Annotated in this window: 25 protein-coding genes; 7 read left to right on the forward strand and 18 right to left on the reverse strand. The window is 70.0% G+C overall.

Annotated features, from left to right (window positions below):
• The first annotated feature begins 187 nt into the window (after nucleotides 1-187).
• Nucleotides 188-2,290, forward strand: coding sequence for an OmpA family protein (locus tag Q5Y72_RS13125; protein ID WP_305963871.1), 2,103 nt, complete (start codon nucleotides 188-190; stop codon nucleotides 2,288-2,290).
• A gap of 545 nt (nucleotides 2,291-2,835) precedes the next feature.
• Complete coding sequence (locus Q5Y72_RS13130; protein ID WP_305963872.1) at nucleotides 2,836-3,858, forward strand: carboxyltransferase domain-containing protein; 1,023 nt, start codon at nucleotides 2,836-2,838, stop codon at nucleotides 3,856-3,858.
• 58 nt (nucleotides 3,859-3,916) lie between these two features.
• Here Q5Y72_RS13130 and Q5Y72_RS13135 read toward each other — a convergent pair whose 3' ends face one another.
• The 10 genes from Q5Y72_RS13135 to Q5Y72_RS13180 all read right to left on the reverse strand — a co-directional run bounded on the left by Q5Y72_RS13135 (nucleotide 3,917) and on the right by Q5Y72_RS13180 (nucleotide 13,392).
• Nucleotides 3,917-4,744 (reverse strand): 3-oxoadipate:acetyl-CoA acetyltransferase, encoded by an 828-nt coding sequence (locus tag Q5Y72_RS13135; protein ID WP_305963873.1) that lies wholly within the window; start codon nucleotides 4,742-4,744, stop codon nucleotides 3,917-3,919.
• A 71-nt stretch (nucleotides 4,745-4,815) separates the two neighbouring features.
• A complete protein-coding gene (gene pcaD / locus Q5Y72_RS13140; RefSeq protein ID WP_305963874.1) occupies nucleotides 4,816-5,604 on the reverse strand; it encodes a 3-oxoadipate enol-lactonase in 789 nt (262 codons plus the stop codon).
• 60 nt (nucleotides 5,605-5,664) lie between these two features.
• On the reverse strand, nucleotides 5,665-6,996 hold the full coding sequence (locus tag Q5Y72_RS13145) for an MFS transporter (RefSeq protein ID WP_305963875.1): 1,332 nt from the start codon (nucleotides 6,994-6,996) through the stop codon (nucleotides 5,665-5,667).
• Nucleotides 6,997-7,040: 44 nt separating this feature from the next.
• Nucleotides 7,041-7,826, reverse strand: a complete 786-nt coding sequence (gene benD, locus Q5Y72_RS13150) for a benzoate diol dehydrogenase BenD (RefSeq protein ID WP_305963876.1) — start codon at nucleotides 7,824-7,826, stop codon at nucleotides 7,041-7,043.
• The gene (gene benC, locus Q5Y72_RS13155) at nucleotides 7,823-8,851 is read right to left on the reverse strand and encodes a benzoate 1,2-dioxygenase electron transfer component BenC (protein WP_305963877.1); all 1,029 of its coding nucleotides are present in this window, start codon (nucleotides 8,849-8,851) and stop codon (nucleotides 7,823-7,825) included. The genes benD and benC overlap by 4 nt, the downstream gene beginning before the upstream one ends.
• Before the next feature lie 40 nt (nucleotides 8,852-8,891).
• Nucleotides 8,892-9,407: a benzoate 1,2-dioxygenase small subunit gene (benB, locus tag Q5Y72_RS13160; protein WP_305963878.1), complete on the reverse strand. Its 516-nt coding sequence runs from the start codon at nucleotides 9,405-9,407 to the stop codon at nucleotides 8,892-8,894.
• Complete coding sequence (locus Q5Y72_RS13165) at nucleotides 9,404-10,768, reverse strand: SRPBCC family protein (RefSeq protein ID WP_305963879.1); 1,365 nt, start codon at nucleotides 10,766-10,768, stop codon at nucleotides 9,404-9,406. The genes benB and Q5Y72_RS13165 overlap by 4 nt, the downstream gene beginning before the upstream one ends.
• Before the next feature lie 115 nt (nucleotides 10,769-10,883).
• Entirely contained in the window at nucleotides 10,884-11,822 is a 939-nt protein-coding gene (gene catA, locus Q5Y72_RS13170; RefSeq protein WP_305963880.1) for a catechol 1,2-dioxygenase, read from the reverse strand.
• 70 nt (nucleotides 11,823-11,892) lie between these two features.
• Nucleotides 11,893-12,183, reverse strand: coding sequence for a muconolactone Delta-isomerase (gene catC, locus Q5Y72_RS13175; RefSeq protein ID WP_305963881.1), 291 nt, complete (start codon nucleotides 12,181-12,183; stop codon nucleotides 11,893-11,895).
• Nucleotides 12,184-12,186: 3 nt separating this feature from the next.
• On the reverse strand, nucleotides 12,187-13,392 hold the full coding sequence (locus Q5Y72_RS13180; protein ID WP_305963882.1) for a muconate/chloromuconate family cycloisomerase: 1,206 nt from the start codon (nucleotides 13,390-13,392) through the stop codon (nucleotides 12,187-12,189).
• A gap of 182 nt (nucleotides 13,393-13,574) precedes the next feature.
• On the opposite strand from Q5Y72_RS13180, the gene Q5Y72_RS13185 reads away from it, so the two are divergent.
• A complete protein-coding gene (locus Q5Y72_RS13185) occupies nucleotides 13,575-14,513 on the forward strand; it encodes a LysR family transcriptional regulator (protein ID WP_305963883.1) in 939 nt (312 codons plus the stop codon).
• Between the two features lie 26 nt (nucleotides 14,514-14,539).
• Here Q5Y72_RS13185 and Q5Y72_RS13190 read toward each other — a convergent pair whose 3' ends face one another.
• Genes Q5Y72_RS13190 through Q5Y72_RS13200 form a run of 3 tightly spaced genes read right to left on the reverse strand, consistent with a single transcriptional unit; the run spans nucleotide 14,540 to nucleotide 16,919 of the window.
• A complete protein-coding gene (locus Q5Y72_RS13190) occupies nucleotides 14,540-15,322 on the reverse strand; it encodes a lysophospholipid acyltransferase family protein (RefSeq protein ID WP_305963884.1) in 783 nt (260 codons plus the stop codon).
• The gene (locus tag Q5Y72_RS13195; protein WP_305963885.1) at nucleotides 15,319-16,248 is read right to left on the reverse strand and encodes a cell division protein FtsX; all 930 of its coding nucleotides are present in this window, start codon (nucleotides 16,246-16,248) and stop codon (nucleotides 15,319-15,321) included. Before Q5Y72_RS13195 ends, Q5Y72_RS13190 begins: the two co-directional genes overlap by 4 nt.
• Nucleotides 16,245-16,919, reverse strand: a complete 675-nt coding sequence (locus Q5Y72_RS13200; protein ID WP_305963886.1) for a cell division ATP-binding protein FtsE — start codon at nucleotides 16,917-16,919, stop codon at nucleotides 16,245-16,247. The genes Q5Y72_RS13195 and Q5Y72_RS13200 overlap by 4 nt, the downstream gene beginning before the upstream one ends.
• 93 nt (nucleotides 16,920-17,012) lie before the next feature.
• Between Q5Y72_RS13200 and Q5Y72_RS13205 the strand changes: the two genes are divergently transcribed.
• Nucleotides 17,013-17,819 carry a zinc-ribbon domain-containing protein gene (locus Q5Y72_RS13205; RefSeq protein ID WP_305963887.1) on the forward strand — a complete coding sequence of 269 codons (807 nt, stop codon included), beginning with the start codon at nucleotides 17,013-17,015 and terminating at the stop codon, nucleotides 17,817-17,819.
• Between the two features lie 26 nt (nucleotides 17,820-17,845).
• On the opposite strand, the gene Q5Y72_RS13210 is transcribed toward Q5Y72_RS13205, so the two are convergent.
• The 4 genes from Q5Y72_RS13210 to argH are packed head-to-tail and all read right to left on the reverse strand — an operon-like array spanning nucleotide 17,846 to nucleotide 23,204.
• Complete coding sequence (locus tag Q5Y72_RS13210) at nucleotides 17,846-20,389, reverse strand: DUF4175 domain-containing protein (protein ID WP_371930828.1); 2,544 nt, start codon at nucleotides 20,387-20,389, stop codon at nucleotides 17,846-17,848.
• Complete coding sequence (lysA, locus tag Q5Y72_RS13215) at nucleotides 20,386-21,651, reverse strand: diaminopimelate decarboxylase (protein ID WP_305963889.1); 1,266 nt, start codon at nucleotides 21,649-21,651, stop codon at nucleotides 20,386-20,388. The genes Q5Y72_RS13210 and lysA overlap by 4 nt, the downstream gene beginning before the upstream one ends.
• The gene (locus Q5Y72_RS13220) at nucleotides 21,652-21,801 is read right to left on the reverse strand and encodes a hypothetical protein (protein ID WP_305963890.1); all 150 of its coding nucleotides are present in this window, start codon (nucleotides 21,799-21,801) and stop codon (nucleotides 21,652-21,654) included.
• On the reverse strand, nucleotides 21,798-23,204 hold the full coding sequence (gene argH, locus Q5Y72_RS13225) for an argininosuccinate lyase (protein WP_305963891.1): 1,407 nt from the start codon (nucleotides 23,202-23,204) through the stop codon (nucleotides 21,798-21,800). Before argH ends, Q5Y72_RS13220 begins: the two co-directional genes overlap by 4 nt.
• Before the next feature lie 22 nt (nucleotides 23,205-23,226).
• Here argH and Q5Y72_RS13230 point away from each other — a divergent pair, with 22 nt between their 5' ends.
• Nucleotides 23,227-23,775 (forward strand): TlpA disulfide reductase family protein, encoded by a 549-nt coding sequence (locus Q5Y72_RS13230; protein WP_305963892.1) that lies wholly within the window; start codon nucleotides 23,227-23,229, stop codon nucleotides 23,773-23,775.
• Here Q5Y72_RS13230 and Q5Y72_RS13235 read toward each other — a convergent pair.
• Nucleotides 23,753-24,325: a DNA-3-methyladenine glycosylase I gene (locus tag Q5Y72_RS13235; protein WP_305963893.1), complete on the reverse strand. Its 573-nt coding sequence runs from the start codon at nucleotides 24,323-24,325 to the stop codon at nucleotides 23,753-23,755. The two genes, Q5Y72_RS13230 and Q5Y72_RS13235, sit on opposite strands and share 23 nt — an antisense overlap.
• An 86-nt stretch (nucleotides 24,326-24,411) precedes the next feature.
• Between Q5Y72_RS13235 and Q5Y72_RS13240 the strand changes: the two genes are divergently transcribed.
• The gene (locus Q5Y72_RS13240; RefSeq protein ID WP_305963894.1) at nucleotides 24,412-25,239 is read left to right on the forward strand and encodes an EAL domain-containing protein; all 828 of its coding nucleotides are present in this window, start codon (nucleotides 24,412-24,414) and stop codon (nucleotides 25,237-25,239) included.
• A 283-nt stretch (nucleotides 25,240-25,522) separates the two neighbouring features.
• A partial coding sequence (locus Q5Y72_RS13245; protein ID WP_504222733.1) for a thiolase family protein occupies nucleotides 25,523-25,936 on the forward strand: 414 nt, incomplete at its 3' end.

Raw genomic sequence — 25,936 nt, forward strand, 5'->3', positions numbered from 1 at the left:
TTGCACGGATCCACGGGGCGCGGCAGGCGATGCCGCGCCCCTTCGCGTCCTGCGGGGGGGGGGGGGCGGCCGCCGCGGATTTCCCGCCGATCACGGGCGGGTCACGGGCTTTTTTGGAACCTTCCGTCGCAGGGCCTGTTACAGAGCGGGAATCATCGGCCGCGCCGTCCAGTGTAAAGGAGCCAACATGCGCCGGATCATCCACAACTCGACCGCGATTGCGGTGTGCCTTTCGATGCTGGCGCCGCATGTCGCGACAGCGCAGGCGCAGCTGCCCGTGACCCAGACGCAGCCCGCCGCCGGCGATGCGGCGGCCGACCTGCTGCTGGCTCAGGCCGGCGGCAACCCGCAACTGACCGAAGAGCAGAAGCTGAAGCGTCGCCAGGAACGCGCCGCCCGCCGCGAGGCCGGGAAGGACGGCGCCGCGCGGCCCGAGCGCGCCGAGAAGCGCCGCAACGAGCCCGCGCCGAAGGCGGCAAAGGACGATACGGCCAAGGATGGGCCCGGCGAACGCGCCCGCAAGGCGGCCGAGGCCGCCGAAAAGCCCGCCCGGAAACCCGAGGCGCGCAAGGCCGAACAGGAACCCGCCAGGCGCCCCGAACGCAAGGCCGAGGACCGCGAAGCCGGGAAGCGCGACCCCGAGCAGCGCGCATCCCAGCGTCCGGGCCGCGCCGAGCAGGCGCGCGACCACCCCTCGCAGGACCGCCCCGCCCGCCGCGCCGACGAGGCCCCGCGCCGAGAGAACCCACCCCGGCGCGATGCCCGCCCCTCCGAGGAGGATCTCGCGCGGCGCCTGGAACAGCGCCAGCGCGAGGATGACGAGCGCGCCCGGCGCGACGAGCGCCGCGAGGAGGCGCGTGACGACCGACGCCGCGATCGTGCGGCGCAGGTCAGCCTCGCCACATCGGCGGTGGCCCGCGACCGCACGGGCACCCTGCCGGGCCTGGGCAGCCTTGCGGACCGCGAGGTGGCCTCGGGGCTGACCGAGGACCGGCTTGCCTGCCTCTCGGGCGGGGTCGCGCCCTGCCGCGACGGGGATCTGTATGTCACGCCGCGCGGCGTCGTTCTGGAACGCAACCGCAACGGCGCCTATCTGCTGGCCCCGGCCGCGCAGCAGATCTATCGCGTCGACCGCGATGGCCGCGTCGTCGATCGCCAGTCCGGCCGCGATGCGCGGATCAGCGAGGCAGCCCGCGAAGCCGCGCGCGAGACCCGCGCCGCGGCCAACGCCGCCGCGCTGCGCGAGGATCGCCAGCGCCGCCGCGACATCATCGAGCAGCGCATCACCGACCAGAATCGCCGCCGCTCGTCGCAGGACTTCCGCTACAGCCTCAATGAGGCGTGGCGCGAGGCCGAACGTCGGCAGCGCGGCGAGACGCGCTGGCAGGAGGATGACGACGACGACCGCAGCGACCTGGTCAAGGCGCTGCTTCTGGGCCTTGGCGCGGTCGCGGTCGGCTCGATGCTGAACAATAACCGCCAGGTCGCGCTGAGCACGCCGGACCGGGTCGTGGTCACCCGCCCCGATGGCAGCCAGGAGGTCATCAAGGACGAGGTTGCGCTGCTGCGCCAGCCCGGCTCGACGGTGACGACCGAGGAGTTCGACGACGGCTCGTCGCGGACCATCGTGACCCGGCCCGACGGCAGCAAGGTGGTGACCATCCGCGATGCGGACCTGCGCATCCTGCGGCGCACGCTGGTGTCGCCCGATGGCCGCACCACGCAGCTGATCGACGACACCGCCGAGGTCGCGCCGGTGGACGTGGCCACCCTGCCCGCGCCCGCGCCGCTGACCGAATACGGCGCGGGGATGGACGAGGCCGCGCTGCGGGCGGCGCTGGCCCGCGAATCCGGTGTGGACCGCCGCTTCACGCTGGGCCAGATCCGCAACATCAGCGAGGTGCGGTCGCTGGTCGCGCCGGTCGACATCGAGGCGATCACCTTCGACACCGGCTCCTCGGCAATCTCGCCCGACCAGGCGTCGCGGCTGTCGGGCCTCGGCGCCGTGATCGCCGATGCGGTCGCCGCGAACCCGCGCGAGATGTTCCTGATCGAGGGCCATACCGACACGGTGGGCCCCGATCCGATGAACCTTGCGCTGTCGGACCGGCGGGCGGAATCGGTGGCCCTTGCGCTGACCGAGTATTTCGACGTGCCGCCCGAGAACCTTGTGGTCCAGGGCTATGGCGAACAGGATCTGAAGATCCGCGCCGATGGTGACATCCGCGACAACCGCCGCGCCTCGGTGCGCCGGATCACCGACCTGCTGCGCACCGCCGAACTGCAATAGGTACACGTCTCGCGCCGAGACGACGAAAACGCCCGCGGCCATGCCGCGGGCGTTTGCCGTTCTCGCCCGTCCCCCCGAGCAGGGGCCAGAATCAGGTCGGGCAGGAAGGTCGCGACCTGCGGGAACATCGCCAGCATGGCCGCAAAGCCGATCGTGATGAGCAGCAACGCAAAGGTCACGCAGGCGACAAGCGCCGTGCTGCGGCCGGTGATGTTCGGGATCACCGCGACGGTGAAGGCGACCGGCGGCGTGACCTGCGCCCATTTTGAAGCGGACAACGACGCGCCCCATCTGCGGACGGCCGACCCGACGACCTGCATTGGTCCCGCGAAGTCGCTGAACCCCTGTCGGAACAGGACGCCCCGATGGCCGCCGCCGAAGCGTGCGGCGCGGGCCTCGTGCATCCGGGCCATGGCTTCCCGTCCGCGCGGGCGGTCCTCGCCGGGGCACTCACGGCTGCGGGCCGTCTGCGGGTTGTCCCCACCCTTCGGATCATGGCGATGGCGGAGGAGAGACGGTGCCCATGAGGGGACGAACCTTGCCCGGTGGTGGCCATCACCGGCCTGTCGGTGGACTGGCCGGCGCGGTGCCACGCGACACCCGGATACGCGGTCTTTGCGGTCGGCAGCCGTCCGGGATACTGCTGTCTCGGCACTCTGGACCTGCGCGTTCAGACGCCGCGGCGCATGGTGCTGATGGCCCGCCCGGCGACCGGCCCGCTGACGGTCGCAAGATCTCGGACCGGGGGTCTCGGCCTCGGCGGGGCAACGCGGCTGGAATCCCGGCGGCAGCGCAGATCGGCACCTCCTCGATCCTGCGCAACACCGCCTTGCCCCCGTTCGAGCGGCGTCACGCTGAGACCCGCCACGCTGGACGCCGCGATCACCCCCGCGCGCAGCTGGGTGATCCTGAAGTCGCCCTCTCACCCGACCGGCGCGGCCTGTGCCGGGGCCCAACTGCGCGGCCGGGGCAAGGCGCTGCTGCGCCAACCGCAGGTGCCGGTCCTCTGCAGCGAGGTCTGCGACCGCATCTGGCATGCCGATTTCCCGCCCTGCGCCATAATTGGCGCTGCGGCCGCAGGCGCTGGTGGTCAATCGTGCGTCGACAAGTCCCGCGATGACCGGCCGACGGATCGGCCATGCCGCGGGACCGCGCGGCCTGATTGCCGCGATCAGCAGGCTGCAATCGCAGATGTCGTCCTGCCCCTCATCGATCAGCCAGGGGGCGGCCTTTGCGCCGACTGTCGGAGGGCCGAACTTGCGGGGTCCGCCGAGGTCTATCGGCAGCGCCGCGCCCGCGGCCACGGCCTGGTCAACGCCAGACCCGGCCTGCGCAGCGGCCTGCCGAACCGCGCATTCCATCTCTATCCGTACGGCGCCAGCCTGATCGGCAAGACCGAGCCCGACGGCACGCCGCTGCGGACCGATCCGGATGTCAGCATCTATCCGCCAGACGAGGCCGGGATCGCCCCGGCCCATCGCGGAGCCGATGGGCTTGGACCCCATCTCCGAATCTCGACCGGCACCTCCAGGGAGCTCGTCGAGGCGGCCCGCGCAAGGCCGCGCTGATGGCGCCGCCCGGCCCGTGCCGCAGGTTGACAGCGGGACCGGACGCGATGCGACGATCTCAGGCCGCGAGACCCAGGATCGCCCGCGCCTCGGCCGGGGTCGCGACCGGGCGTTCGTGGCGGGCGCAGATCGCCGCCGCGCGGCTGACCAGCGCGGCATTCGACGGCGCAAGCCTGTCGCGGTCCAGCCGCACATTGTCCTCGAGCCCGGTGCGCACATGGCCGCCCGCGCCGATCGACCATTCGTTCAGGGTGAGCTGCTGCGGCCCGATGCCCGCGGCGCACCAGGGCGCATCCGGCCCGAACAGCCGTGCGACGGTGCGCACATAATAGTCGAACACGTCGCGATCAGCCGGCATGGCGTTCCTGACGCCCATCACGAACTGGATGTAGGGCGTACCCGCAAGCCGCCCGTCATCGGCCATCCGCTTTGCCTGAAGGATGTGGGACAGATCGAAGGCCTCGATCTCGGGCTTGACGCCATGCGCCAGCATCTCGCCGGCCAGCCAGTCCACCAGCTCGGGCGGATTCTCGTAGACCCGGCCCGGGAAATTGTTCGAGCCGACCGACAGCGACGCCATCTCGGGTCGCAGCGGCAGCATGGCGCCGCGTTCGCGCCCGGCGCCCGAGCGGCCGCCGGTGGACATCTGCACGATGAGGCCCGGACAATGGGTGCGCAGCCCCTCCATCAGCCGCGCAAAGCGGTCGGGGTCCGAACTGGGCCGGCCCTCGTCGTCGCGGACATGACAATGGGCGATGCTGGCCCCGGCCTCGAAGGCTGCGTGGGTGGATTCGACCTGTTCGGCGATGGTGATCGGGACGGCCGGGTTGTTGGCCTTGGTCGGAAGCGAGCCGGTGATGGCGACGCAGATGATGCAGGGGGTCATGGCAGGGTCCAGCGTTGGCATGGTGAAAAGGGGTGCGGGGCGGGCCGGTCCAGGGCGGCATCGCGGCGGCCTCAGCCGCCCGCCTGCAGGAAGTCCCGCAGGGTGGCGGTGAAGCGCGCCGGGGCCTCGAGGTTGACGATATGCCGGCCAGGCAGCGACAGATGTGCGCCCTGCTGGACAGCCTCGGCGATCGCCTGCAACTCGGCCGGCGGGCAGACCGGGTCATCCTCGCCCGAGATCGCCAGCAGCGGACATGCGATCCGCGCGATCTGGTCGCGCAGATCGGCCCCCGCCAGCGCGGCGCAGCAGCCGACGTAGCCCTCGGCCGGGGTGGCGGCGAAGCCGGCCAGGATGGCCTCGGCCTCGGCCGGCCGGGCGGCACGGAAGGCCGGCGTCAGCCAGCGTTCGGCGGTGGCAGACAGCAGCCCCTGCAGGCCATGCGCGGCGACCTCGTCGATCCGCGCCCGCCAGGCATCGGCGCTGCCGATGCGCGCGGCGGTGGCACAGACCACCATCCGCCCGATCCGCTCCGGGGCGTGGATGCCCAGCCATTGCCCGGTAAGCCCGCCGATCGAGAGGCCGCAGAAATGGCTTTGCGCGATCCCCAGCCCGTCCCACAGCGCGATCACGTCGCGCCCCAGGTCCCCAAGAGCAGGGAGCGTATCCGGCCTGCCCGAGCGGCCGTGGCCGCGCCGGTCGTAGCGAAGGATGCGAAAGCCATCCGACAGCCCCGCGATCTGCGCATCCCACATGTGAAGGTCGGTGCCCAGCGAGTTGCAGAAGGTCAGCCAGGGTCGGTCGTCCCCGGCGCCGTCGATGCGATAGTGAAGCCGGTGGGTCGGCAGGTCCAGATGAGGCATGATCGTTCCTGAAGGAAAGTGGGCGCGCGGCCGGTCGCCGCGCGCCACGGGTGGCCGGGCTCAGGCCGGGGCCAGCCGCGTCGCGTCGCGGTTGCCCGAATTCGCCAGGGCAAAGACCAGCATCGCCACGGCCGACACGGCGGCAGGGATCGCGAAGATCAGGAAGTTCTGGCCCAGCGGCAATTCGCGCGCCAGCAGCACCCCGCCAAGGGTCGGCCCGACGATGGCGCCGATCCGGCCCACGCCCGAGGCCCAGCCCAGCCCGGTCGACCGGACCGACAGGTTGTAAAGCTGCGCCACGCTTGCATACAGCAGGATCTGCGTGCCGATGGTGGTGGCGCCGGCGACGAAGACCAGCAGGAACAGCATCCCCGGCCCCGGATTGGTCCCGATCATCGCGATCGACAGGGCAGCCGCCGCGAAATAGCCCACCACGATCCTGGGCAGGCCGAAACGGTCACCCAGCCGGCCGCCCGCGATGGCGCCCGCCATGCCGCCGAAATTCAGCGAGAACAGCGACAGAAGGCTGGCGCGTTCGGCATAGCCCGCCTCTTGCAGCACCTTGGGCAGCCAGGACGACAGCAGGTAGACCAGCAACAGGCAGCAGAAGAAGGACAGCCACAGCATCAGCGTGCGCAGCGTGCGCCCGTGACGGAACAGTTCGGCGATCGAGGCCGACGCGCCCTTGGCCTCGCTGAAGGTCAGCCGGTCGTCGGCGGCCAGCGGCGTGGCCGGGTCGATCCGGGCAAAGATGCGCCGGGCCTCGTCCTGCCGGCCCTGGCGGATCAGGAAGCCCAGGGATTCGGGCAGCTTCCACAGGATCAGCGGCAACAGCAACAGCGGCACCGCGGCGACGAAGAACATCGGCTTCCAGCCATAGCTGGGGATGATCCCGATCCCCATGCCGGCCGCGACCATGCCGCCCACCGAATAGCCCGAGAACATCAGCGCCACCATCGTGCCGCGCAGGCGCCTGGGGGCGTATTCGTTCATCAGCGCCACGGCGTTCGGCATCAGCCCGCCGCAGCCAAGCCCGGCGATGAAGCGGAAGATCTTGAACTGCTCGGGCGAGGTGGCGAAGCCGGTCAGCAGGGTCGCGGTGGTGAACAGCAGGAAGCTGATGGCGATGCCCTTCTTGCGGCCGATCCGGTCGGCCAGCGGCCCCAGCACCAGCGCCCCGAACATCATCCCGAACAGCGCCCAGGCCTGCAGCGCGCCGGCCTGCGGCTTGGTCAGGCCCCATTCCGCGATCAGCGTCGGCAGCACGGTGCCGGCGACGAACACGTCGTAGCCATCGACCACCAGCAGCGCGCCGCAGAGCGCCACCACCATCCACTGAAAGCGGCCAAAGCGGCCCCGGTCGATGGCCTCGTTCACATCAATGCTGCGCATTGTCTTCCTCTCCCTTCTTCGGTTCTGTGCGAATGGACATGCCGTCAGCCAAGGTCGCCTCCCGCGACGGGCAGGACGGTGCCGGTGATGTAGGAGGCCTCGTCCGAGGCCAGGAACAGGATCGGCGCGGCCTGTTCCTCGATGCTGCCATAGCGGTGCATGAAGGCCGACTGGCGGACCTGGTCGACGACCTCGGCCATCCAGGCTTGCTCGCGCGGGCTGTCGCCCTCGGCATTGCGCGGAATGCGGCGGGGCGGCGCCTCGGTTCCCCCGGGCGCGGTGGCCACGACGCGGATGTTCTGCCCCGCCAGTTCCATCGCCAGTGACTGGGTGATCGCATTCACTCCGCCCTTGGCCGCCGAATAGGGCACGCGGTGGATGCCGCGGGTGGCGTTCGACGAGACGTTGACGATGGTCCCGCCGCCGCGCGCGGCCAGATGCGGCAGCACCGCCCGGCAGCAATACAGTGTCGGCATCAGCGAGCGGCGGATCTCGGCGTCGATCTGGTCGGGCTCGAATGCGGCGAAGGGGCGCATGCGGATCGCGCCGCCGACATTGTTGATGAGGATGTCGACGCCGCCGAAGCGGTCGGCGGCGTGGCCCATCGCGGCCTCGGCCCCCTGCCAGGTCTCGAGATCGGCGGTGACGGCCGCCGCCTCGCCGCCGGCCTCGGCGGCGACCTCGGTCACGAAATCGGCGCGGTCCACGAACAGCACCCTGCCGCCCTCGGCCGCCGCGCGCAGGGCGACGGCGCGACCGATCCCCTGCGCGGCCCCGGTCACGACCAGCACCTTGCCGGCAAAGCGGCCGGGAAAGACCGCGGCGCTCATGCGCTGGCCTTCAGCGGCGCGTTTGGCGTGAACTTCTCGTAGTGGAAGCTGGCCGGGCGGATGCCGTCGTCGTCCAGGTAGTGGCGGACGGCATCGACCATCGGCGGAGGACCGCACAGGTAGACATCGACCTCGCCCGCGGCCAGCATGTCCTCGGGCATGTGCTGGATGACCCAGCCCTTGCGCGGGTGGTCCGAGGCCGGATCGGCCACCACCGTCGCGAAGGTGAAGTTCGGCAGCCGCGCGGTAAAGGCCGCGATCTGATCGACCAGCACCAGGTCCAGATCGCGGGTCACGCCGTAGATCAGGTGGATCTGGCGGCGCGATCCGGCGCGCGCCAGAACCTCGAGCATCGACAGGAAGGGCGCAAGCCCGGTGCCGCCGGCCAGGAACAGCAGCGGCCCCTCGCCCTCGCGCAGATAGAAGCTGCCCATCGGCCCGGTCAGTTCCAGACGGTCGCCGGCGGCGGCCCGCGCCAGCCAGTTGCTCATCAGCCCGTCGGGGATCTTCTTGATGAGAAACCCCAGATCGCGGTCGCCCGGCGCGGTGCTGAAGGAATAGGAGCGGTGATCGCCACTGCCCGGCACGGCGATGTTGACATACTGGCCGGGCAGGAAGCCGGGCGCGGTCGCCCCCTCGTCGATGGCCAGTTCCAGCACCACGGCCGCGTCGTGATGCGGCGCGATGCGGGTGACGGTGGCCGCGATCGTCTGCTGGCCGGTCTTGCAGGACGCGGCCGTCACAGGCACCGACAGCACGCAATCCGAGGACGGCACCATCTGGCAGGTCAGCACCAGCCCGCCCCGGGCCTCGTCCTCGGTCAGGGCGTCGTCGATATACTCGTCGCCCAGGTCATAGCTGCCGCTTTCGGCGCGGCATTTGCAGGTACCGCAAACGCCGTCCGAACAGTCCATCGGCAGGTTGATCTTGTTGCGGAACGCCGCGTCAAGGATCTTCTCGCCGGGCTTGCAGTCCACGAAGCGGGTCACCCCGTCCTCGAAATTCAGCGCGATCGTATAGCACATGGTCGCCTCCTCCTTGCGGTTGTGCGGGGTCAGGCGGTCCTCAGACGTGATAGACGTCGATGACCTGGCGGATGTAGTCGTTCTTCAGCACGATCTTCTTCGCGGCGATGCGCAGCCCCTCGCCGGTCTGGCGCAGGGTCACGAACATCGTCCCGAAGAACTGGTCGGTGGTCTTGTAGCGGTGGTTGAGGGTGTGGAAGTTGTAGCGGACATCCACCTCGGCGCCGCGATCGGCCAGCACCTCGACGTTCTGCACCGCATGGCTGGTGCGCGGTTCGGGCGTCGATGCACCCGAGCGTTCGGTCTTGATGCGGAAGACGCGATCCTCAAGCCCCTCGCGGTTCGGGTAGTAGATCAGCGAGATCTCGGATTGCGGGTCCTCTGTGGTCTGGTCGTTGTCGTCCCAGGCCGGCATCCAGTAGGAGGCGTCGGGCGCATAGCAGGTCAGCCATTCATCCCACTGCCGGTCGTCCAGCAGGCGCGCCTCGCGATAGAGAAAGGCGCAGATGGCGTGATGGTCGATGCCCGCGCGGGCGGTGTCGTGATCCAGGCTCATGCTGCTTCTCCCGTGTTCTGACCGGCTTTCTCGGCGGCAAGCGCCGCGCGCATCACGCCGGCCCAGTGTTCGTGCTGGCAGACGAACAGCCCCTCGTCCTCGCTGCGTTCGCCCGACATGACCGGGTTCAGCCCCATGCGGCGGGCGTTCTCGTCCGGGCCATGCACCCACAGCGGCGCGCCGCGCGACATGTCGTTCCACAGCGGTGCGGCATAGGCCGTCTGGCAGGCGCGGAACTCCTCGAGGTCGTCCGACGTGCCCATGCCCGAGACGTTGAAGAAATCCTCGTACTGGCGGATGCGGATGGCCCGGTCCGTGGCGCTTTCACCCTTGGGGGCAAAGCAGAAGATGGTGACTTCGGTCTTGTCCACGCCCAGCGGGCGGACGACGCGGATCTGGGTGCTGAACTGGTCCATCAGGAACACGTTCGGATAGATCCCCAGATTGCGGGTCTGGTTGACGATGAAGCCGGCCTTCTCCTCGCCGAGGCGGGCGGCGATTTCCTCGCGGCGGTTGTAGACCGGCCGCACCTCGGGGTTGCGGGTGTTGGTCCACAGCAGGATGTGGCCGTTCTCGAACCCGTAGACGCCGGCCACCGATTTCGACCAGCTGTTCGCGTCCACCGCCTTGGTGCCGGTCTCGCTGCGGCGTTCCATCGTGGTGGCGTAGTTCCAGTGGACCGAGCTGACATGGTAGCCGTCGCAGCCATTCTCCATCTGCAGCTTCCAGTTGCCGTCATAGATGTAGGACGAATTCCCGCGCAGCACCTCGAGCCCCTCGGGCGCCTGATCGACGATCTGGTCGATGATGACGGTGGTTTCGCCCAGAAAGTCCTCCAGCGGCGCCACGTCCGGGTTCAGGCTGCCGAACAGGAAGCCGCGATAGCTTTCGAACCGCGCCACGCGGGTCAGGTCATGCGAGCCGCCCTGGTTGAACTGGTCGGGATATTGCGTGGTCCTGGCGTCCTTGACCTTCAGCAGCTTGCCGGTGTTGGCAAAGGTCCAGCCGTGGAACGGACAGGTGAAGCTGCCCTTGTTGCCCTGCTTGCGGCGGCACAGCATCGCGCCCTTGTGGGCGCAGGCGTTGATGACGGCGTTCAGCGTGCCGGTCTTGTCGCGCGTGATGACGATCGGCTGCCGGCCGATCCAGGTGGTGTAGTAGTCGTTGACCGCCGGGATCTGGCTCTCATGCGCCAGATAGACCCAGTTGCCCTCGAAGATGTGCTTCATTTCCAGCGCGAACAGATCCTCGTTCGTGAAGATGTCGCGGCGGCAGCGGAACAGGCCGGCCTCGGCGTCGTCCTGCACCGCAACCTCCAGCAGCTGGTCCAGGTCGCGGGCCTTTTCGATGATCGCGGACATGAGTTCTCCTCTCCGGGGGATGCGCCGCTTGCGGGCAGGCCCCTCCTTGATGTCGGTGATGAAAGATTGGGTGGTGCGGGCGGCCCACCCTCCCGGGGGCCGCCCCGTGCGCCGCTCAGGCGGCGGCGCGGCGGCGCTGTTCGTTGACCTGGTTGTCGATGCCGTCAACCAGCGCGGTCAGGTGGATGTCGAAGCTGATCTCGGCGAAGGGACCGTTCAGGCCGTTGGCCCGGATGCTGTCGTCATCCGTGCGTTCGATCACGTGCGGCACCAGCCCCTCGCGGGTGGCATAGGCGAAGTCGTCGTCGATCAGAGGATCGCCCTCGATGTTGATCTGGGTGGTCAGCTTGCGATGCTCGTCGGCGCTGACGAAGAAGTGGATATGCGCCGGGCGCTGGCCGTGGCGGCCAAGGGCCGTCAGGACCTTCTCGGTCGGGCTGCCGGGGGGCACGCCATAGCCGCTGGGCAGGATGCTCTGGAACTTGTAGCGACCCTGCGCGTCGGTGATGATCGTGCGGCGCATGTTGAACGGCGCCTGCTGGCCGGTCGGGTCGAAATGAGAATAGAAGCCGCGCGTGTCGCAGTGCCAGACCTCGACCTTGGCACCCGCCAGCGGCTGTCCGTCGGCGCCGTGGACCGTGCCGTGCATGATCAGCGTGTGGCCGTTGGTGTCGGTGCCGTCATCCAGCCGCGCGAAACCGGTCGATTCCGGGGCGCCTGCGACGTAAAGCGGGCCTTCGATGGTGCGCGGGGTCGGGTTCTCGATGCCCAGCGCGGCGTCGATGGCGTCCAGCCGCTCGTCGATGAAGTGATCCAGCCCGAGGCCCGGCGAGATCAGCCCCGCCTGCCCGCCCGCGCCCAGATCGTTCAGCCAGGCGACGCCGGCCCAGTATTCGTCGGGGGTGATGTCCAGATCGTCGATCGCCCGGAACAGGTCCGACATCAGCCGGTGCACGACCTGCTTCATGCGGGGATTGCCGTCGCTGTTGTTGAGGCCGCTGAGTTCGCGCAGGAACTCCTGGATGTCGGGGCGGTCGAAAATCTTCACGGTCATTGGTTTCTCCTCCTGGATTCACGTGGAAACTGGGTCGGGCCGGCCCCTCCGCCGGTCCCTGGGGTGGGGTCTAGCTGTCGTCCCCGCGGATCGCCGAGGGGTGGCGCAGCAGCGGGGTGACGGTGATCTGCATGAAGGGGAACAGCGGCAGCGCCGACAGGATCTGGTGCAGTTCGGCGTTGTCGCGCACGTCGAGGATGCTGACATTCGCGTACTGCCCCGCAACCCGCCAGATGTGGCGCCATGTCCCCTGCCGCTGCAGATCCTGCGAATAGGCCTTTTCGCGGGCCAGGATGTCGGCCCGTTCCTCGGCGGGCAGATCGCGGGGGATCTTCACATCCATGAACACATGATACAGCATCGGTCAGTTCCTTCCGGCAGGGTGGCTGGCGGGGGGAAGGCTGATCGTCCTGCGGATGCCGTCGCGGGCAAAGAAGGCCACGCGATCCTCGTCCAGCGCGATGCCAAGGCCCGGACCGGCGGGCACCGCCAGTTCGAAGTCGCTGTAGTCCAGCGGCTCGGCCAGGATCTCTTCGGTCAGCAGCAGCGGGCCGAACAGTTCGGTGCCCCATTGCAGGTTGGCGAAGGTGGCGAAGGCATGGGCCGAGACGACCGTGCCGACCGCGCCCTCCAGCATGGTGCCGCCGTAAAGCCCGATCCCCGCCGCATCTGCGATCGCCGCGACCCTCAACGCGTTGAAGGCGCCGCCGCTTTGTTCCAGCTTGACGGCGAAGACGTCGGCGCCCTGGAGACGCGCCAGGTCGAAGGCGCTTTCGGGGCCGGTCAGCGATTCATCGGCCATCAGCGCGACACCGAAGCGGCGCATCAGCCGGCTTAGCGCCGCGGCGCCGGGCACCGGCTGCTCGACCAGCTCGCAGCCGGCATCGGCCAGCGCGGCCATGCCACGCTCGGCCTCGGTCTCGGACCAGGCCATGTTCACATCAACGCGCACCGCGCCCCGCTCGCCCAGCGCGGTCTTGATCGCAGCCACATGGGCGATGTCGTCGCGCAGGGCGCGGGCGCCGATCTTCAGCTTGAAGATCCGGTGCCGGCGCAGCGCCAGCATCTCTTCGGCCTCGGCGATGTCTCGCGCGGTGTCGCCCGAGGCCAGCGTCCAGGCGACCGGCAGGCGGTCGCGGCGCCGCCCGCCCAGCAATTCGCTGACCGGCAGGCCGAGGCGCTTGCCCTGCGCGTCCAGCAGCGCGGTTTCGACCGCCGATTTGGCAAAGCGGTTGTCGCGAACCATCTTGCCCAGCCGTGCCATCAGGGCCTGCACGCGGGTCGCATCCTGCCCGATCATCACCGGCGCGAACCAGGTGTCGATGTTGGTCTTCATGCTTTCGGGGCTTTCGCCGCCATAGGCGAGCCCGCCGATGGTGGTGCATTCGCCGATGCCGGTGATGCCGTCGCTGCACTGGATGCGGACGAGGGTCAGCACCTGTCCGGTCATGGTCGCGACCGACAGCTTGTGCGGCCGGATCGTCGGCAGGTCGAGGATCACCGTGTCGATGCGCGTCACGACGGGCGCGGCGATCGACGTGGTGGCGAGGGGGGCGAATGACTGGTTCATGGGCACAAGATGCCCGAACACCGCCCCGCCAGTCCAAGATCATTTGCGTTTACAACGATACCCGCAAGGTATTATGACGAGGAACAATCAAAGTTTCATGGCCTTGCACAGCCGCGACCGTCTGAAAAAGGTGGTGACGGCGGCCATGCGGGAGGATTGGCCGACGCGGCAGGAGGGCCGGAATGGATCTGCGCCAGCTTCGCTATTTCGTGGCCGTCGCGCGCGAGCGGAACTTCACCCGCGCCGCCGAGAGGCTGAACATCGCCCAGCCGCCGCTGAGCCGGCAGATCCAGCTGCTGGAGGAGGAACTGGGCGTCACCCTGATCCTGCGCACGAGCCGGCCGATCCGGCTGACCGATGCGGGGCGGCTGTTCCATGAACAGGCGCTGCAGGTGCTGGGCCGGGTCGACCAGATGAAGGATGCCACGCGTCGGGTGGGCATGAACCGCAACCGCGTGCTGTCGATCGGCTTCGTCGCCTCGACGCTGTATGGCGGGCTGCCGGTGCTGGTCAGGAAGCTGCGCCAAAGCGCGCCGGAACTGGACATCCAGCTGATCGAGCTGCTGTCGATCCAGCAGATCCCGGCCCTGAAGGAGGGGCGGATCGACGTCGGCTTCGGCCGCCTGAGGCACAGCGATCCGAACACCGTCAGCACCGTGCTGCGGCAGGAACGGCTTGTCGCGGCCGTGCCGCTGGACACCCCGCTGGCGCGCGAGGAGGGTCCGCTGCCGCTGTCGGCGATCGCGGGGCACAAGCTGATCGTCTATCCCAAGGAACCGCGCCCCAGCTATGCCGACCAGGTGCTGGCGCTGCTGGAGGACAGCGACGTGCGCCCGGCCGAGGTGATGGATGTGCGCGAGATCCAGACCGCGCTTGGCCTTGTCGCAGCCGATTCGGGGCTGTGCATCATCCCCTCGTCGGCGCGGCAGATGCGGTCGGACGTGCGCTATCGGGTGATCGACGATCCGCGCGCCATCTCGCCGGTCATCATGAACCATCGGGCGGGCGACGCCTCGCGCTATATCGACCTGATCCGCAGGCTGATCGCCGACATGTATGCGGAAAACCCGCCCTGGCTGCACGCCAACAACATCGTCCCCGACCAGCAGGCCGACGGGTGAAGGCCCGCCGGCTGTCCGGGCCGGGGTCAGTCGGCGGGCAGCCGGAACCCGGCCTCCTGCATCAGCCGGTCGGAATTCGCCTCGATCTCGGCGCGCAGGCGGGGCATGAAGGCCTCGCGCGGCATCTCGGGCGGGATGGCCGGCAGGAACTCGACCACGGCGCGGCCCGGCCGGACGCCCCAGCCCTTGCGCGGCCAGAACAGCCCCGCATTGACCGCGACCGGCACCACCGGCAGGCGCGTCGCCAGGCGCAGCGTGCCGACGCCATGCTTGTAGTCGCGATGCTCGCCGGGCCGTGTGCGGGTGCCTTCGGGATAGATGATGAGCTGGCCCAGCCCCTCGTCCGAGGCGAGCCGCTGATTGACCTGCTTGGCGATGGCGCGCAGCGCGTCGCGGCCGCGCGACCGGTCGATCGGGATGCAGCCGATCTTCCAGGCATACCAGCCCATCACCGGCACGCGCATCACCTCGCGCTTCATGATGAAGGCCCGCTGCGGCAGCGCATTGGCGATCACGAGGATGTCGAGGAAGCACTGGTGCTTGGCCGCGACGATGCAATCGCCCTCGGGCGGGGTGCCGCGGATCTCGCAGTGGACGCGCAGATGCAACCGCGCCGCCCACAGCATGTAGCCGATCCAGCGGGTCGCGATCCCGTTCGCGGCCGGGCGGCCGCGCAGCGCCACCCAGGGCAGCCCGACCAGCCCGATCAGCAGCGTCGCCAGCCCGGCATGCACATAGAACAGCAGGTTCTGGAGATATTGCCACGGCCCCAGCGGCCCCGGCACCGCCGAGCAGGACCGCCCGCTCATCGCACCGCGCCCAGCATCTTCAGCGCGGCCCAGCGGGTCGCCAGAAAGCCCACGCCCGCGGCGACGACCGGGATCAGCAGCGGCAGCAGCCAGCCCCAGCCGCGAAAGCCGAGGCCGGTCAGGAACCCGCCGGCCGCGCTGGCATCGGGCAGCAGCGCCACCGCCGCCATGCCCAGAAGCGTGCCGGCAGCCGCGCCGATGGCCGCGCGATGGGTAAAGCGGCGCACGAAGGCGGCGGCAATGGTCAGGTCGCGCGCCCCGATCAGCCGCAGCACCCGGATCACCTGGCCGTTGGCGGCCAGCGCGGCCTTCGCGGCCAGCGCGATCATGGCCCCCGCCGTCGCCGCGATCAGCAGCAGCGAGACCGCGCCCAGAAGCCGCACCCCCCGCGCCGCCGAGACCAAGGGCCGCCGCCACTGGCTGTGATCGTCCAGCACCGCGCCCGGCGCCTCGGCCTCGAGCCGCAGCCGCAGCCCCTCGGCGTCGAAATCGTCACTGGCGATCGGCAGGTCGATCAGGGCCGGCACCGGCAAGGCGTCGACGGGCATGTCGGGGCCGAACCACGGCGCCAGCAGCCGCGCCACCTCGTCCTCGGGCAGCAGTTGCGGCTCGCCCACGCCCGGGGTGGTCAGCAGGATCTGCATCGCCGCCTGCGTCCGTGACGCCTGCTCGGCCGAGGGGGCGCTGACCCGCACCGTCACCGACTGCGCCAGTTCCGCCGACCAGCGTTCGGCCAGCCGGCCGGTCGCCAGCGCCAGCGCCAGCGCGAAGACCGCAAGGAAGGCCATCGCCGCCGCCGCGAACAGGGTCAGCTGCGCGGTGAAGCCGGTCGGCGGGACGATGCGCTCACCAGCGCCGCCATCGCGTCCGACCAGCCCCTCCCACAGCGCCCGCAGCCTCAGCGCCTTCAGATCCGCACGCCTCACAGGTCCGCCCCCGCCAGTTGCAACCCGCCATTCGCGATCCGCAGCACCCGCGCCGCGACCTGCGCCTTGGCGGCGCGGATCAGGTTCAGGTCATGGGTCGCGACCAGCACGGTCTTGCCCGATTTGTTCAGCTCGATCAGCAATTGCATCAGCCGCATCGACATGTCCCAGTCCAGATTTCCGGTCGGCTCGTCGGCCAGCACCAAGTCGGGCGACAGGATCACCGCCCGCGCCAGCGCCGCCCGCTGACGCTCTCCGCCCGACAGCGAGGGCGGCAGGGCGCGGGCCTGCGGGCCAAGCTGCACCCAGCCCAGCAGGTCGCGCAGGGCCGTCATGTCGACCGCATGCCCCGACACCGTCAGCGGCAGCGCGACGTTCTCGGCGACCGGCAGATGGTCGAGGAACTGCGTGTCCTGATGCACCACCCCGACCCGCCGCCGAAGCCCGGCAATGTCGTCGCGCCCCAGCCCGCGCAGGTCCTGCCCGAAGGCGATAACCCGCCCCGAGGTCGGCAGCAGATCGGCATAAAGCAGCCGCAGCAGCGTCGTCTTGCCCGCGCCCGAGGGACCGGTCAGGAAATGGAACATGCCCTTCTGCAGGCTCAGCGTCATGTTCGACAACAGCTCGGCACCCTCGTGATAGCCAAAGCCCGCATCCTGCAACTCGATCACGCCCCGCCCTTTCGTTCCGGCTTTTTCGTCCCGGCGCTTGGAAGCCGGACCCGCGCTTGATAGAACAGCCACAAGGCGAATGCGAGGGTGGGGATGGGCGAATTGAGATTGATCTGTCCGCGCTGCGGCGTCGAATACCTGCTGCCGGCCGAGGCGATTCCGCCGGCCGGACGCGAGGTCGAATGCACGGCCTGCGGGCGGATCTGGCACGCCCGCCGTGACGGATCGGGAACCCCGCCGCCCGAGCCGCCGCGCCCGCTGCGGATCATTCACGAGGCGCCTGCCCCGGTTCCCGCCGCCGCCCCGCTCAGCCGCAAGCTGCCCGACAGCGTGCTGGACATCCTGCGCGACGAGGTCGAGCATGAGCGCCGCGCCCGGATGGCCGAGGACGAGGCTTTCGGGCGCAGCGGCGCGACGCCCGTCCCCGCACGCGGGGTGATCGGCGCCTCGGTCGAGCCCGACTGGCCCGCGACCACCGTCACCGGCACGCAGGACGCCCACGCCGCACAGCTCCCAACCGCGCAGGCCCCCACCGGGCAGGCACCCGGGACGGAATCACCCGCGCCTGCGCCGCGCCCCGCGGCCGTCACGGCGCAGGCGACACCGGTGCGGACGATCACGCCCGAGCCGCATCCCAGCGGGCAGATGCCGCCCGTCGCCGTGGCACAGCCGGCCGTGGCCACAGCCCCCGCGCCTGCCCGCCTCGACACGGCGGGCGCCTACCGCATGGGCCTTGGGCTTGCCGCGATGCTTTCTGCCGCCTGCCTCGCCCTCTACATCATGGCGCCGGGCCTCGCCCAGACCGGCCCGGCGGGCGCTGCGTTGATGGAGTTGCGCGACATGGTCGATGCGGGCCGCCTCTGGCTGCACGGCCGGATCGGCGGCGCAACGGCAGGCTAGGCGGCCGGCGCCACCCCGGCCGCGCCTCAGAACCGGTCCAGAAGCCGGCCCAGATAGTCGCGCTCGTCCTCGGGGCGTTCGCGCTGGCCGCTGCGACGGCGGATCTCGTCCAGCAGGTCGCGGGCGCGCTGCGCGGGGTCGGCCCCTTCGGCCAGCGGATCGTTCAGGGGGATCATGTTGCCGTTGCCATCCAGCTGTCGCCCGAGGGGGTCCAGCATCGGGCGGCGGTCGCGGGTCGCGCCGTCCGCGCCGGCACGGTTGCCCTGACCGGGCTGGCCCTCGGGCTCGTCGCCCTCCTGTCCGGGCTGCTGGCCCTGCTCGGCCTGCCGGCCCTGCTCGCCCAGCATGTCCGACAGCGCCCGCATCCCCTCGCGCATGGACTGGATGGCGTCCGCCTGATCCTGCAGCGCGCCGCCGGTATCGCCGTCGCGCAGCGCCTGTTCGGCGTGCTCCATCGCGCGGCCGGCCTCGTCGAGATTGCGCCGCGCCTGATCGCCCTGCTCCGAGCCCTGCCCCGGCAGCATCCCGCGCTGCTGGCCCAGCTGCTCGCGCAGGTCGCGCTGTCGCTGCGCAAGGTCGCCGGCATTGCCCGAGGGCTGCCCGTCCCGCCCCTCGCCGAACTGCTCCTGCATGTCGCGGAACGCCTCGTCAGACAGCCGCTGCTGCTCGCGCAGCGTGTCGGCCAGCCGATTCATCGAGGGATCGCCCTCGCCGCCCTGCTGGCCCTCGCCGCCCTGACCCTGCGTGACCTGCAAGTTCTCCATCATCCGGTTGAACTGTTCCAGCAATTGCTGGGCCTCGGCCATACGGCCCTCGTTCATCAGCCGCTGGATCTCGTCCATCATCTGCTGGATCTGGTCGCCGGTGATCTGCTGGCCCTGCTGGTTGCGCGAAAATCGTTCGGCCGGGTCCTGCCGGCCTTGTTCCGCCAGCATCCGCGTATAGGCGTCGGTCGCCTCGCGCAACTCGTCCATCAGCCGCTGGATCTCGTCGGGGCTGGCACCGTTGCGGATCGCCTCGGACAGCTTTTCCTGCGCCTGCTTCATGCGCTCCAGCGCGTCGGCCAGCCCGCCATCCTCCAGCTGGATCGCCGCCGCCCACAGCGCCTCGGCCAGCTTGTCGCGGGCCTCGACCGACAGGCCGCCGCCCTCCAGCACACCGACCGCGCCGCGCAGGTCGCGATACAGATCGTCGGTGACGAAACCCTCCGGCCGCCAGGTGATCGCGCGCAGGATCTCGGCGCTGCGGGCGGCATTCTCGCGCGACCACAGCAGGTCCCGGCGCAGCTCGATCAGGGCGGCGGCGCGCGGCTCGAAGAAGCGCCGGCCCGGCAGCACCACCCGCATCGGCGCGGCGCTGCCAGTCTGGTCGATGCCGTCCACCGCCTCGAGGACCAGCGCCACCGGCAGGTTGGCCCAGGGATGGCGGGCCAGATCCTCGACCAGCTGGCCGCTGACCGCACGCCGCGCCCCGCCGCGCGGCAGGGGCAGCGCCAGATCGACCGCCTCGCGCGGCTCGGGCGGCACGGCGAGACCGAAGCGCCGGTCGACCGAGGCAAGGTCAAGGTCGATGCGCGCGCGGCCAGCCATCACGCCGTGATCGTCCTCGGCCACGAAATCCTGCACCAGTCGGCCGTCGGCGCGCCGGGTCGGCGCCGCGCCGGCCCGGATCACCGGCGCCAGATCGGGCAGCACGCTGACCGCGATGCGCCGCCCCGCAACCTCGATCGCGCCCGAGCGCTCGGCCCGGAAACCGGGTGCCTGAGGGTCCTCGCCCACTGCGCCGCCGACATCCTGCACGACCGACAGCCCCTCGCCGTAAAGGCGGAAACTGACGGCGCTGCCCTTTGGCAACTCAAGCGCCTCGCCCTCGGCGAGGGCGTTCAGATAGATCGTCGGCCGGCGCGTATAGGCGGGCGGCGTGGCCCAGCCCTCCCAGCTGGGCCCGGCCGGAGACTCGGCCTCGGCCAGCGGCCGTCCGACGGTGGCGGCGATCGCCTCGATCCCCTGCCCCAGCTGCCCCGCGCCGCCGAAGATCAGCGCCATCACCAGCGCCAGAAGCCCGGCCAGCCGCAGCGCATAGGGATCGCGCGGCGCAAGATCGGCCCTGGGCGGCACGGCCCGGGCGGTCGCCGCCCGGCCCTGCATCTGCGCCAGATGCGCCTGCCACAGCGCGCCCTCGCCGCCGATCGCGGCGCGGTCGGCAAGCGCCGCCAGCGGCCGGCCCGGCAGGGTCCGGTCCAGCCGCGCGACCGCCTCGCCGCCCCGCACCCGCCGATAGCGCAGCCCGCCCCGGATCGCCGCAGCGACCAGCGCGACCAGGCCCGCACCCACAAGCCAGGGCAGCAGCGCGGGGGGCACCGCCACCGCACCGCCCAGCGCCAGCGCCGCAAAGATCAGGCAGGCCAGCGCGGCCAGCGGCCAGAAGGCACGGGCCGCCCGTTCCCAGATCATCCCCCAGCGCGTAAGCCGCAGCGCGCGGAGGATGCCCCTTTGCCTTGGTCCGTAAATATCCCGGGGGTCCGGGGGCAGCGCCCCCGGCCTCGAGGTCGCATCCGCGTGCCGCGTCAAAGCCATTCGGGAATGCTATCGCGCGCCAGCATTTCCTCAAATGTCGGTCGTGGGCGGATGACGGCGAAGTGATCGCCGCTGACCAGCACCTCGGGCACCAGCGGGCGCGAATTGTATTCCGAGGCCATCACGGCGCCGTAAGCCCCGGCCGATCGGAAGGCGACCAGATCGCCCGCGCCCAGCACCGGCAATTCGGCGCCCTTCTGGAAAGTGTCGCCCGATTCGCAGATTGGCCCCACCACGTCCACACGCCGCAATCCGGCGCCGGGACGCGGCTCGACCAGCGGCACGATGTCGTGATGCGCCCCGTACATGGCCGGGCGCAGCAGGTCGTTCATCGCCGCGTCCACGATCAGGAAGTCGCGCCCCGCGCCCTCCTTCAGATAGATGACCTGCGCCAGCAGCACGCCGGCATTGCCGACGATGTTGCGCCCCGGCTCGATCTCGATCTCGCAGCCCAGATCGCCCACCGTCTCGCGGATCACCCGCCCGTATTCCAGCGGCAGCGGCGGCGCGTTGTTGTCGCGCCGATAGGGGATGCCAAGCCCGCCGCCCAGATCCAGCCGGCTGATCGCGTGGCCATCCGCCCGCAGCGCGCGGGCCAGGTCCGCGACCTTGGCATAGGCCGCCCGGTAGGGGTCCAGATCGGTCAGCTGGCTGCCGATATGCACATCCACGCCGACCACCCGCAATCCGGGCAGGCCGGCCGCCTCGGCATAGACGTCGCGCGCCCGCGCGATCGGGATGCCGAACTTGTTGTCCGAGCGGCCGGTCGCGATCTTCTCATGCGTGCCGGCATCGACATCCGGGTTGACGCGGATCGCCACCGGCACCTCGGCGCCCATGCTCGTGGCCAGCCCCGACAGCGCCCGCATCTCGGGCTCGGATTCGATGTTGACCTGGCGGATGCCGCCCTCGATGGCCAGCCGCATCTCGGCCAGGGTCTTTCCGACGCCGGAAAAGACGATCCGCTCGCCCGGCACGCCCGCCGCCCTCGCGCGCAGATACTCGCCGCCCGAGACGACATCCATGCCGGCACCCATGTCGCCCAGCAGCTTCAGCACCGCCAGGTTCGAATTCGACTTGACCGCGAAGCAGACCAGATGATCGGTCCAGTCCAGCGCCTCGCGGAACAGGCCGAAATGGCGCCGCAGCGTCGCCGCCGAATAGACATAGACGGGCGTGCCCAGCTCGGCCGCGATCCGCGACAGGGGCACCTCCTCGGCGTGCAGCGTGCCGTCGCGGTAGTTGAAGTGATCCACCTACAGCTCCGAGATCACGCCCATCGTCGCCTCACCCGAGATCGAGACGGTCGATTTGGGCGGCGTCGTCGGCGCGGCGGGCCGTTCGGGGGGGCCGTCCACCCCGCAGGCCGCAAGCCCGAGGATCGCGATCAGGGCCAGTCGCATCATGCCAGTTTCTCCTTCCAGCGGGTGATCTGCGCGCGCACCTGACCGGGTGCCGTGCCGCCATAGCTTTGCCGCGAGGCAACCGAATTGTGAACACCCAGAACGCCGAACACGTCGTCGGTGATCGCCGGGTTGACCGATTGCATGTCGGAAAGCGTCAGATCGGGCAGGTCGCAGCCCCGCGCCTCGGCCATCGCCACCAGCGATCCGGTGACGTGATGGGCCTCGCGGAAGGGCAGCCCGGCCTCGCGCACCAGCCAGTCGGCCAGATCGGTCGCGGTCGAGAAGCCGGCCGAGGCGGCGGCCTCCATCCGGTCGCGGTTCGCGGTCAGGTCCGACAGCATCCCCGCCATCGCGGCCAGCGCCAGCATCAGGCTGTCGGCGGCGTCGAAGACCTGTTCCTTGTCCTCCTGCATGTCCTTGGAATAGGCCAGCGGCAGGCCCTTCATCACCGTGAACAGCGCCACCGTCGCGCCCAGGATGCGGCCGATCTTGGCGCGGATCAGCTCGGCCGCGTCGGGATTGCGCTTCTGCGGCATGATCGACGATCCGGTGGACCATCTGTCCGACATCGACACGAAGCGGAACTGCGCCGAGGACCAGATCACCAACTCCTCGGACAGCCGCGACAGGTGGACGGCGCAGATCGAGGCGGCCGACAGGAATTCCAGCGCGAAGTCGCGGTCGCTGACGGCATCGAGGCTGTTGGCCATCGGCCGGTCGAACTCCAGCGCGGCGGCGGTCGCCTGACGGTCGATGGGATAGCCGGTCCCGGCCAGTGCGGCGGCGCCAAGGGGCGATTCGTTCATCCGGGCGCGGGCGTCGCGAAAACGGCCCAGATCGCGGCCGAACATCTCGACATAGGCCATCATGTGATGACCCCATGTCACCGGCTGGGCGGTCTGCAGATGGGTGAAACCGGGCATCACCCAGTCCGCCCCCGCCTCGGCCTGGCCCAGCGCGGCACGGATCACAGCCTCCAGCGCCGCGATCGCCGCGTCGCACTGGTCGCGCACCCACAGCCGGAAATCCGTCGCCACCTGGTCGTTGCGGGACCGTCCGGTATGCAGCCGGCCCGCCGGCTCTCCGATCAGATCCTTCAGCCGCGCCTCGACATTCATGTGAATGTCCTCAAGCGCCGTCGAGAACGGGAAATTTCCGGCCTCGATCTCTGACAACACCGTGAGAAGCCCTTCCCCGATCGCGCGGGCATCGCTATCGCTGATGATGCCCTGCGCGGCCAGCATCGCCGCATGGGCCCGGCTGCCCCGGATGTCCTGGGCGTAGAGCCTTCGGTCGAAGCCGATCGAGGCGTTGATCGCCTCCATGATCGCGTCGGGGCCGGAGGCGAAGCGGCCGCCCCACATCGTGTTGGCGGCGTCCCTGGTCTGCGGCCGGTCGGTCATTCGGAAGTCCTTCGGAGGTCTCATGCTGCGTTCTGCCCTGCTTTATACGGCGCTGGTAATCGGTGCAAACACCGCCTTCGCGGGGGCCGTGGACTGGCCGGCGGCGCAGGCCGCCGGGCTGGCCAAGCTGGTGCCGTCCGAGGACGCGCCCCCGCTGCCCGGGACGACCTTCACCGACCCCGAGGGCAACACCCACGCCTTGTCCGACTATCGCGGCAAGGTCGTGCTGCTGAACTTCTGGGCCACCTGGTGCGCGCCCTGCCGCGAGGAAATGCCGTCGCTGGACGCCCTTCAGGCCGAAATGGGCGGCGACGACTTCCAGGTGGTGCCGGTGGCGACCGGCCGCAACGCCCCCGAAAAGATCGACCGCTTCTTCGCCGAGACCGGCGTCACGACCCTGCCGGTGCTGCTGGACCCGCGCCAGCAGCTGGCCCGCGACATGGGCGTTCTCGGCCTGCCGGTCAGCGTCCTGATCGACCGCGAGGGGCGCGAGGTCGCGCGCCTGCTGGGCGATGCCGACTGGGCCAGCGAGGCCGCGAAAGCCGTGATCAGACAGCTGACGGCCGAGTGATCTCGGCATGGCGCGGGCATCCGGTCAGATGATCGTTGACCATGCCCGTCGCCTGCATGAAGGCGTAGGTAATGACCGGCCCGCAGAAGGCGAAGCCGCGCGCCTTCAGCGCCTTCGACATCGCGGTTGATTCGGGCGTGGCGGCCGGCACCTCGGCCGCCGAGGCAAAGCCGTTCACCACCGGATCGCCGCCGACGAAGGACCACAGCCACGGCGAGAACCCCGGCCCCGCCTCGATGTCCAGAAACAGCCGCGCGCCGCGGACCGTCGCCTCGATCTTGCCGCGATGGCGGATGATGCCGGGGTCCTGCAGGGCGCCCGCGATGCGGGCCTCGTCCCAGCCGGCGACCCTTTCGGGGTCGAAGCCGTCGAAGGCCGCGCGGAAATTGTCGCGCTTCCTGAGGATGGTGATCCAGCTCAGCCCGGCCTGAAATCCGTCAAGGACCAGCTTTTCCCACAGCGCGCGCGGGTCGCGTTCGGGAACGCCCCATTCCTGGTCGTGATAGGCGACATACAGCGGATCGGACCCGCACCAGCTGCAGCGTGGCATGACCTGTTAACCTTGAGTTGAAAAAACCCTGCGCTTTCACGCGAAATTAGGGGATCATGCGCAAAGTGCAAGGAAACGTCCGTGAGATGAGGCCCGATGTGAACGACGGCACCCCGACCAAAGGCTCGCCCTTGGATTTTGCCATCGACCAGCAAAGCAGGATCACCCTGCCGGCCGTCCGCGCCGCGGTCGAGCGCGGCAACGGCGTTCTGGCCTACCAGCCCATCGTGCAGGCACAGCGCACCCAGCGCCCGGCCTTCTACGAGGGGTTGATCCGTATCATCGACGACAGCGGCCGGATCGTGCCGCTGAAGGATTTCATGCCGCTGGCCGAAACGACCGAACTGGGCCGGCAGATCGACTGCCTGTCGCTGGGGCTGGGCCTGCAGGCGCTGACCGAGGATCCGGCGCTGCGCCTGTCGATCAACATGTCGGCCCGCTCGATCGGCTATCCCGACTGGATCCGCACCCTGCGCCAGGGCATCGCCGAGGATGCGCATGTGGGCGAAAGGCTGATCCTCGAGATCACCGAAAGCTCGGCGATGGGCATGCCCGACCAGGTGCAGAACTTCATGCGCGAGGTGCAGCGCCACGGCATCAGTCTGGCGCTGGACGATTTCGGCGCGGGCTATACCTCGTTCCGCTACCTGCGCGACTTCTGCTTCGACATGATCAAGATCGACGGCCAGTTCATCCGCGCGATCGCCGAACAGCCCGACAATCAGGTGCTGACCCGCGCGCTGATGTCGATCGGGCAGCATTTCGACATGTTCACCGTCGCCGAATCGGTCGAGACGGCCGAGGATGCAAGCTTCCTGATCGACAGCGGCATCGACTGCCTGCAGGGTTATTATTTCGGCGCCCCGACCATCGCGCCGCCGTGGAAGACGCCGCCCTCGGTCGCCCGGCGCTGATCGCGCCACCGATCACACCCGCCCGCCCGGTGACGCCCACCGGGCGACGCATGCCAGCAGATCAAGCCACCCGGACACCCCCGCCCGGACGCGCCCGACTGGAGGCGCCTGACCGGCAACGCTCGGGCAGGGCATCGTCCCGTGGCCGGCCGCGAAACCTGCATGACGTGCAGCGAACCGGCGGCCATTGCCGCCGATCTCCCCGATCTGCTTGACGCCACGGCGCGAACCCGCATCCTGTCCTCGATTCGCCGGAGCCTCGGCGTCGATGGAAGGAAGCCTCATGACCAAAGCCGTTATTGTGTCCGCTGCCCGCACGCCGGTCGGCAGTTTCATGGGCGCGTTCGCGAACGTGCCGGCCCACGACCTCGGCGCGGCGGTGCTGCGCGAGGTGGTATCCCGCTCGGGCGTCGACCCGGCAGAGGTCAGCGAGACCATCCTCGGCCAGGTGCTGACCGCCGCGCAAGGCCAGAACCCGGCCCGCCAGGCGCATATCAAGGCCGGCCTGCCGCAGGAATCCTCGGCCTGGCTGATCAACCAGGTCTGCGGCTCGGGTCTGCGCGCCGTCGGTCTTGCCGCGCAGCAGGTGATGCTGGGCGATGCGACGATCGTGCTGGCAGGCGGACAGGAAAGCATGTCGCTGGCCACCCATGCCGCCTATCTGCGCGCCGGCCAGAAGATGGGCGACATGCAGATG

The sequence above is a fragment of the Paracoccus spongiarum genome, from assembly GCF_030732095.1.
In the GTDB taxonomy this organism is placed as follows: Bacteria; Pseudomonadota; Alphaproteobacteria; order Rhodobacterales; family Rhodobacteraceae; genus Paracoccus; species Paracoccus spongiarum.

Excerpts from the sequence above, each read along its gene's own strand:
- Q5Y72_RS13240 (WP_305963894.1), top strand. The coding sequence starts at position 24,412 with ATGAGGCCCGATGTGAACGACGGCACCCCGACCAAAGGCTCGCCCTTG.
- catA (WP_305963880.1), bottom strand. The coding sequence starts at position 11,822 with ATGACCGTGAAGATTTTCGACCGCCCCGACATCCAGGAGTTCCTGCGC.
- benB (WP_305963878.1), bottom strand. The coding sequence starts at position 9,407 with ATGAGCCTGGATCACGACACCGCCCGCGCGGGCATCGACCATCACGCC.
- benD (WP_305963876.1), bottom strand. The coding sequence starts at position 7,826 with ATGAGCGCCGCGGTCTTTCCCGGCCGCTTTGCCGGCAAGGTGCTGGTC.
- Q5Y72_RS13220 (WP_305963890.1), bottom strand. The coding sequence starts at position 21,801 with ATGATGCGACTGGCCCTGATCGCGATCCTCGGGCTTGCGGCCTGCGGG.
- Q5Y72_RS13180 (WP_305963882.1), bottom strand. The coding sequence starts at position 13,392 with ATGAACCAGTCATTCGCCCCCCTCGCCACCACGTCGATCGCCGCGCCC.
- Q5Y72_RS13190 (WP_305963884.1), bottom strand. The coding sequence starts at position 15,322 with ATGAGCGGGCGGTCCTGCTCGGCGGTGCCGGGGCCGCTGGGGCCGTGG.
- benC (WP_305963877.1), bottom strand. The coding sequence starts at position 8,851 with ATGTGCTATACGATCGCGCTGAATTTCGAGGACGGGGTGACCCGCTTC.
- Q5Y72_RS13230 (WP_305963892.1), top strand. The coding sequence starts at position 23,227 with ATGCTGCGTTCTGCCCTGCTTTATACGGCGCTGGTAATCGGTGCAAAC.
- Q5Y72_RS13145 (WP_305963875.1), bottom strand. The coding sequence starts at position 6,996 with ATGCGCAGCATTGATGTGAACGAGGCCATCGACCGGGGCCGCTTTGGC.
- Q5Y72_RS13235 (WP_305963893.1), bottom strand. The coding sequence starts at position 24,325 with ATGCCACGCTGCAGCTGGTGCGGGTCCGATCCGCTGTATGTCGCCTAT.
- Q5Y72_RS13135 (WP_305963873.1), bottom strand. The coding sequence starts at position 4,744 with ATGACCCCCTGCATCATCTGCGTCGCCATCACCGGCTCGCTTCCGACC.
- argH (WP_305963891.1), bottom strand. The coding sequence starts at position 23,204 with ATGACCGACCGGCCGCAGACCAGGGACGCCGCCAACACGATGTGGGGC.
- Q5Y72_RS13125 (WP_305963871.1), top strand. The coding sequence starts at position 188 with ATGCGCCGGATCATCCACAACTCGACCGCGATTGCGGTGTGCCTTTCG.
- Q5Y72_RS13205 (WP_305963887.1), top strand. The coding sequence starts at position 17,013 with ATGGGCGAATTGAGATTGATCTGTCCGCGCTGCGGCGTCGAATACCTG.
- catC (WP_305963881.1), bottom strand. The coding sequence starts at position 12,183 with ATGCTGTATCATGTGTTCATGGATGTGAAGATCCCCCGCGATCTGCCC.
- pcaD (WP_305963874.1), bottom strand. The coding sequence starts at position 5,604 with ATGCCTCATCTGGACCTGCCGACCCACCGGCTTCACTATCGCATCGAC.
- Q5Y72_RS13185 (WP_305963883.1), top strand. The coding sequence starts at position 13,575 with ATGGATCTGCGCCAGCTTCGCTATTTCGTGGCCGTCGCGCGCGAGCGG.
- Q5Y72_RS13165 (WP_305963879.1), bottom strand. The coding sequence starts at position 10,768 with ATGTCCGCGATCATCGAAAAGGCCCGCGACCTGGACCAGCTGCTGGAG.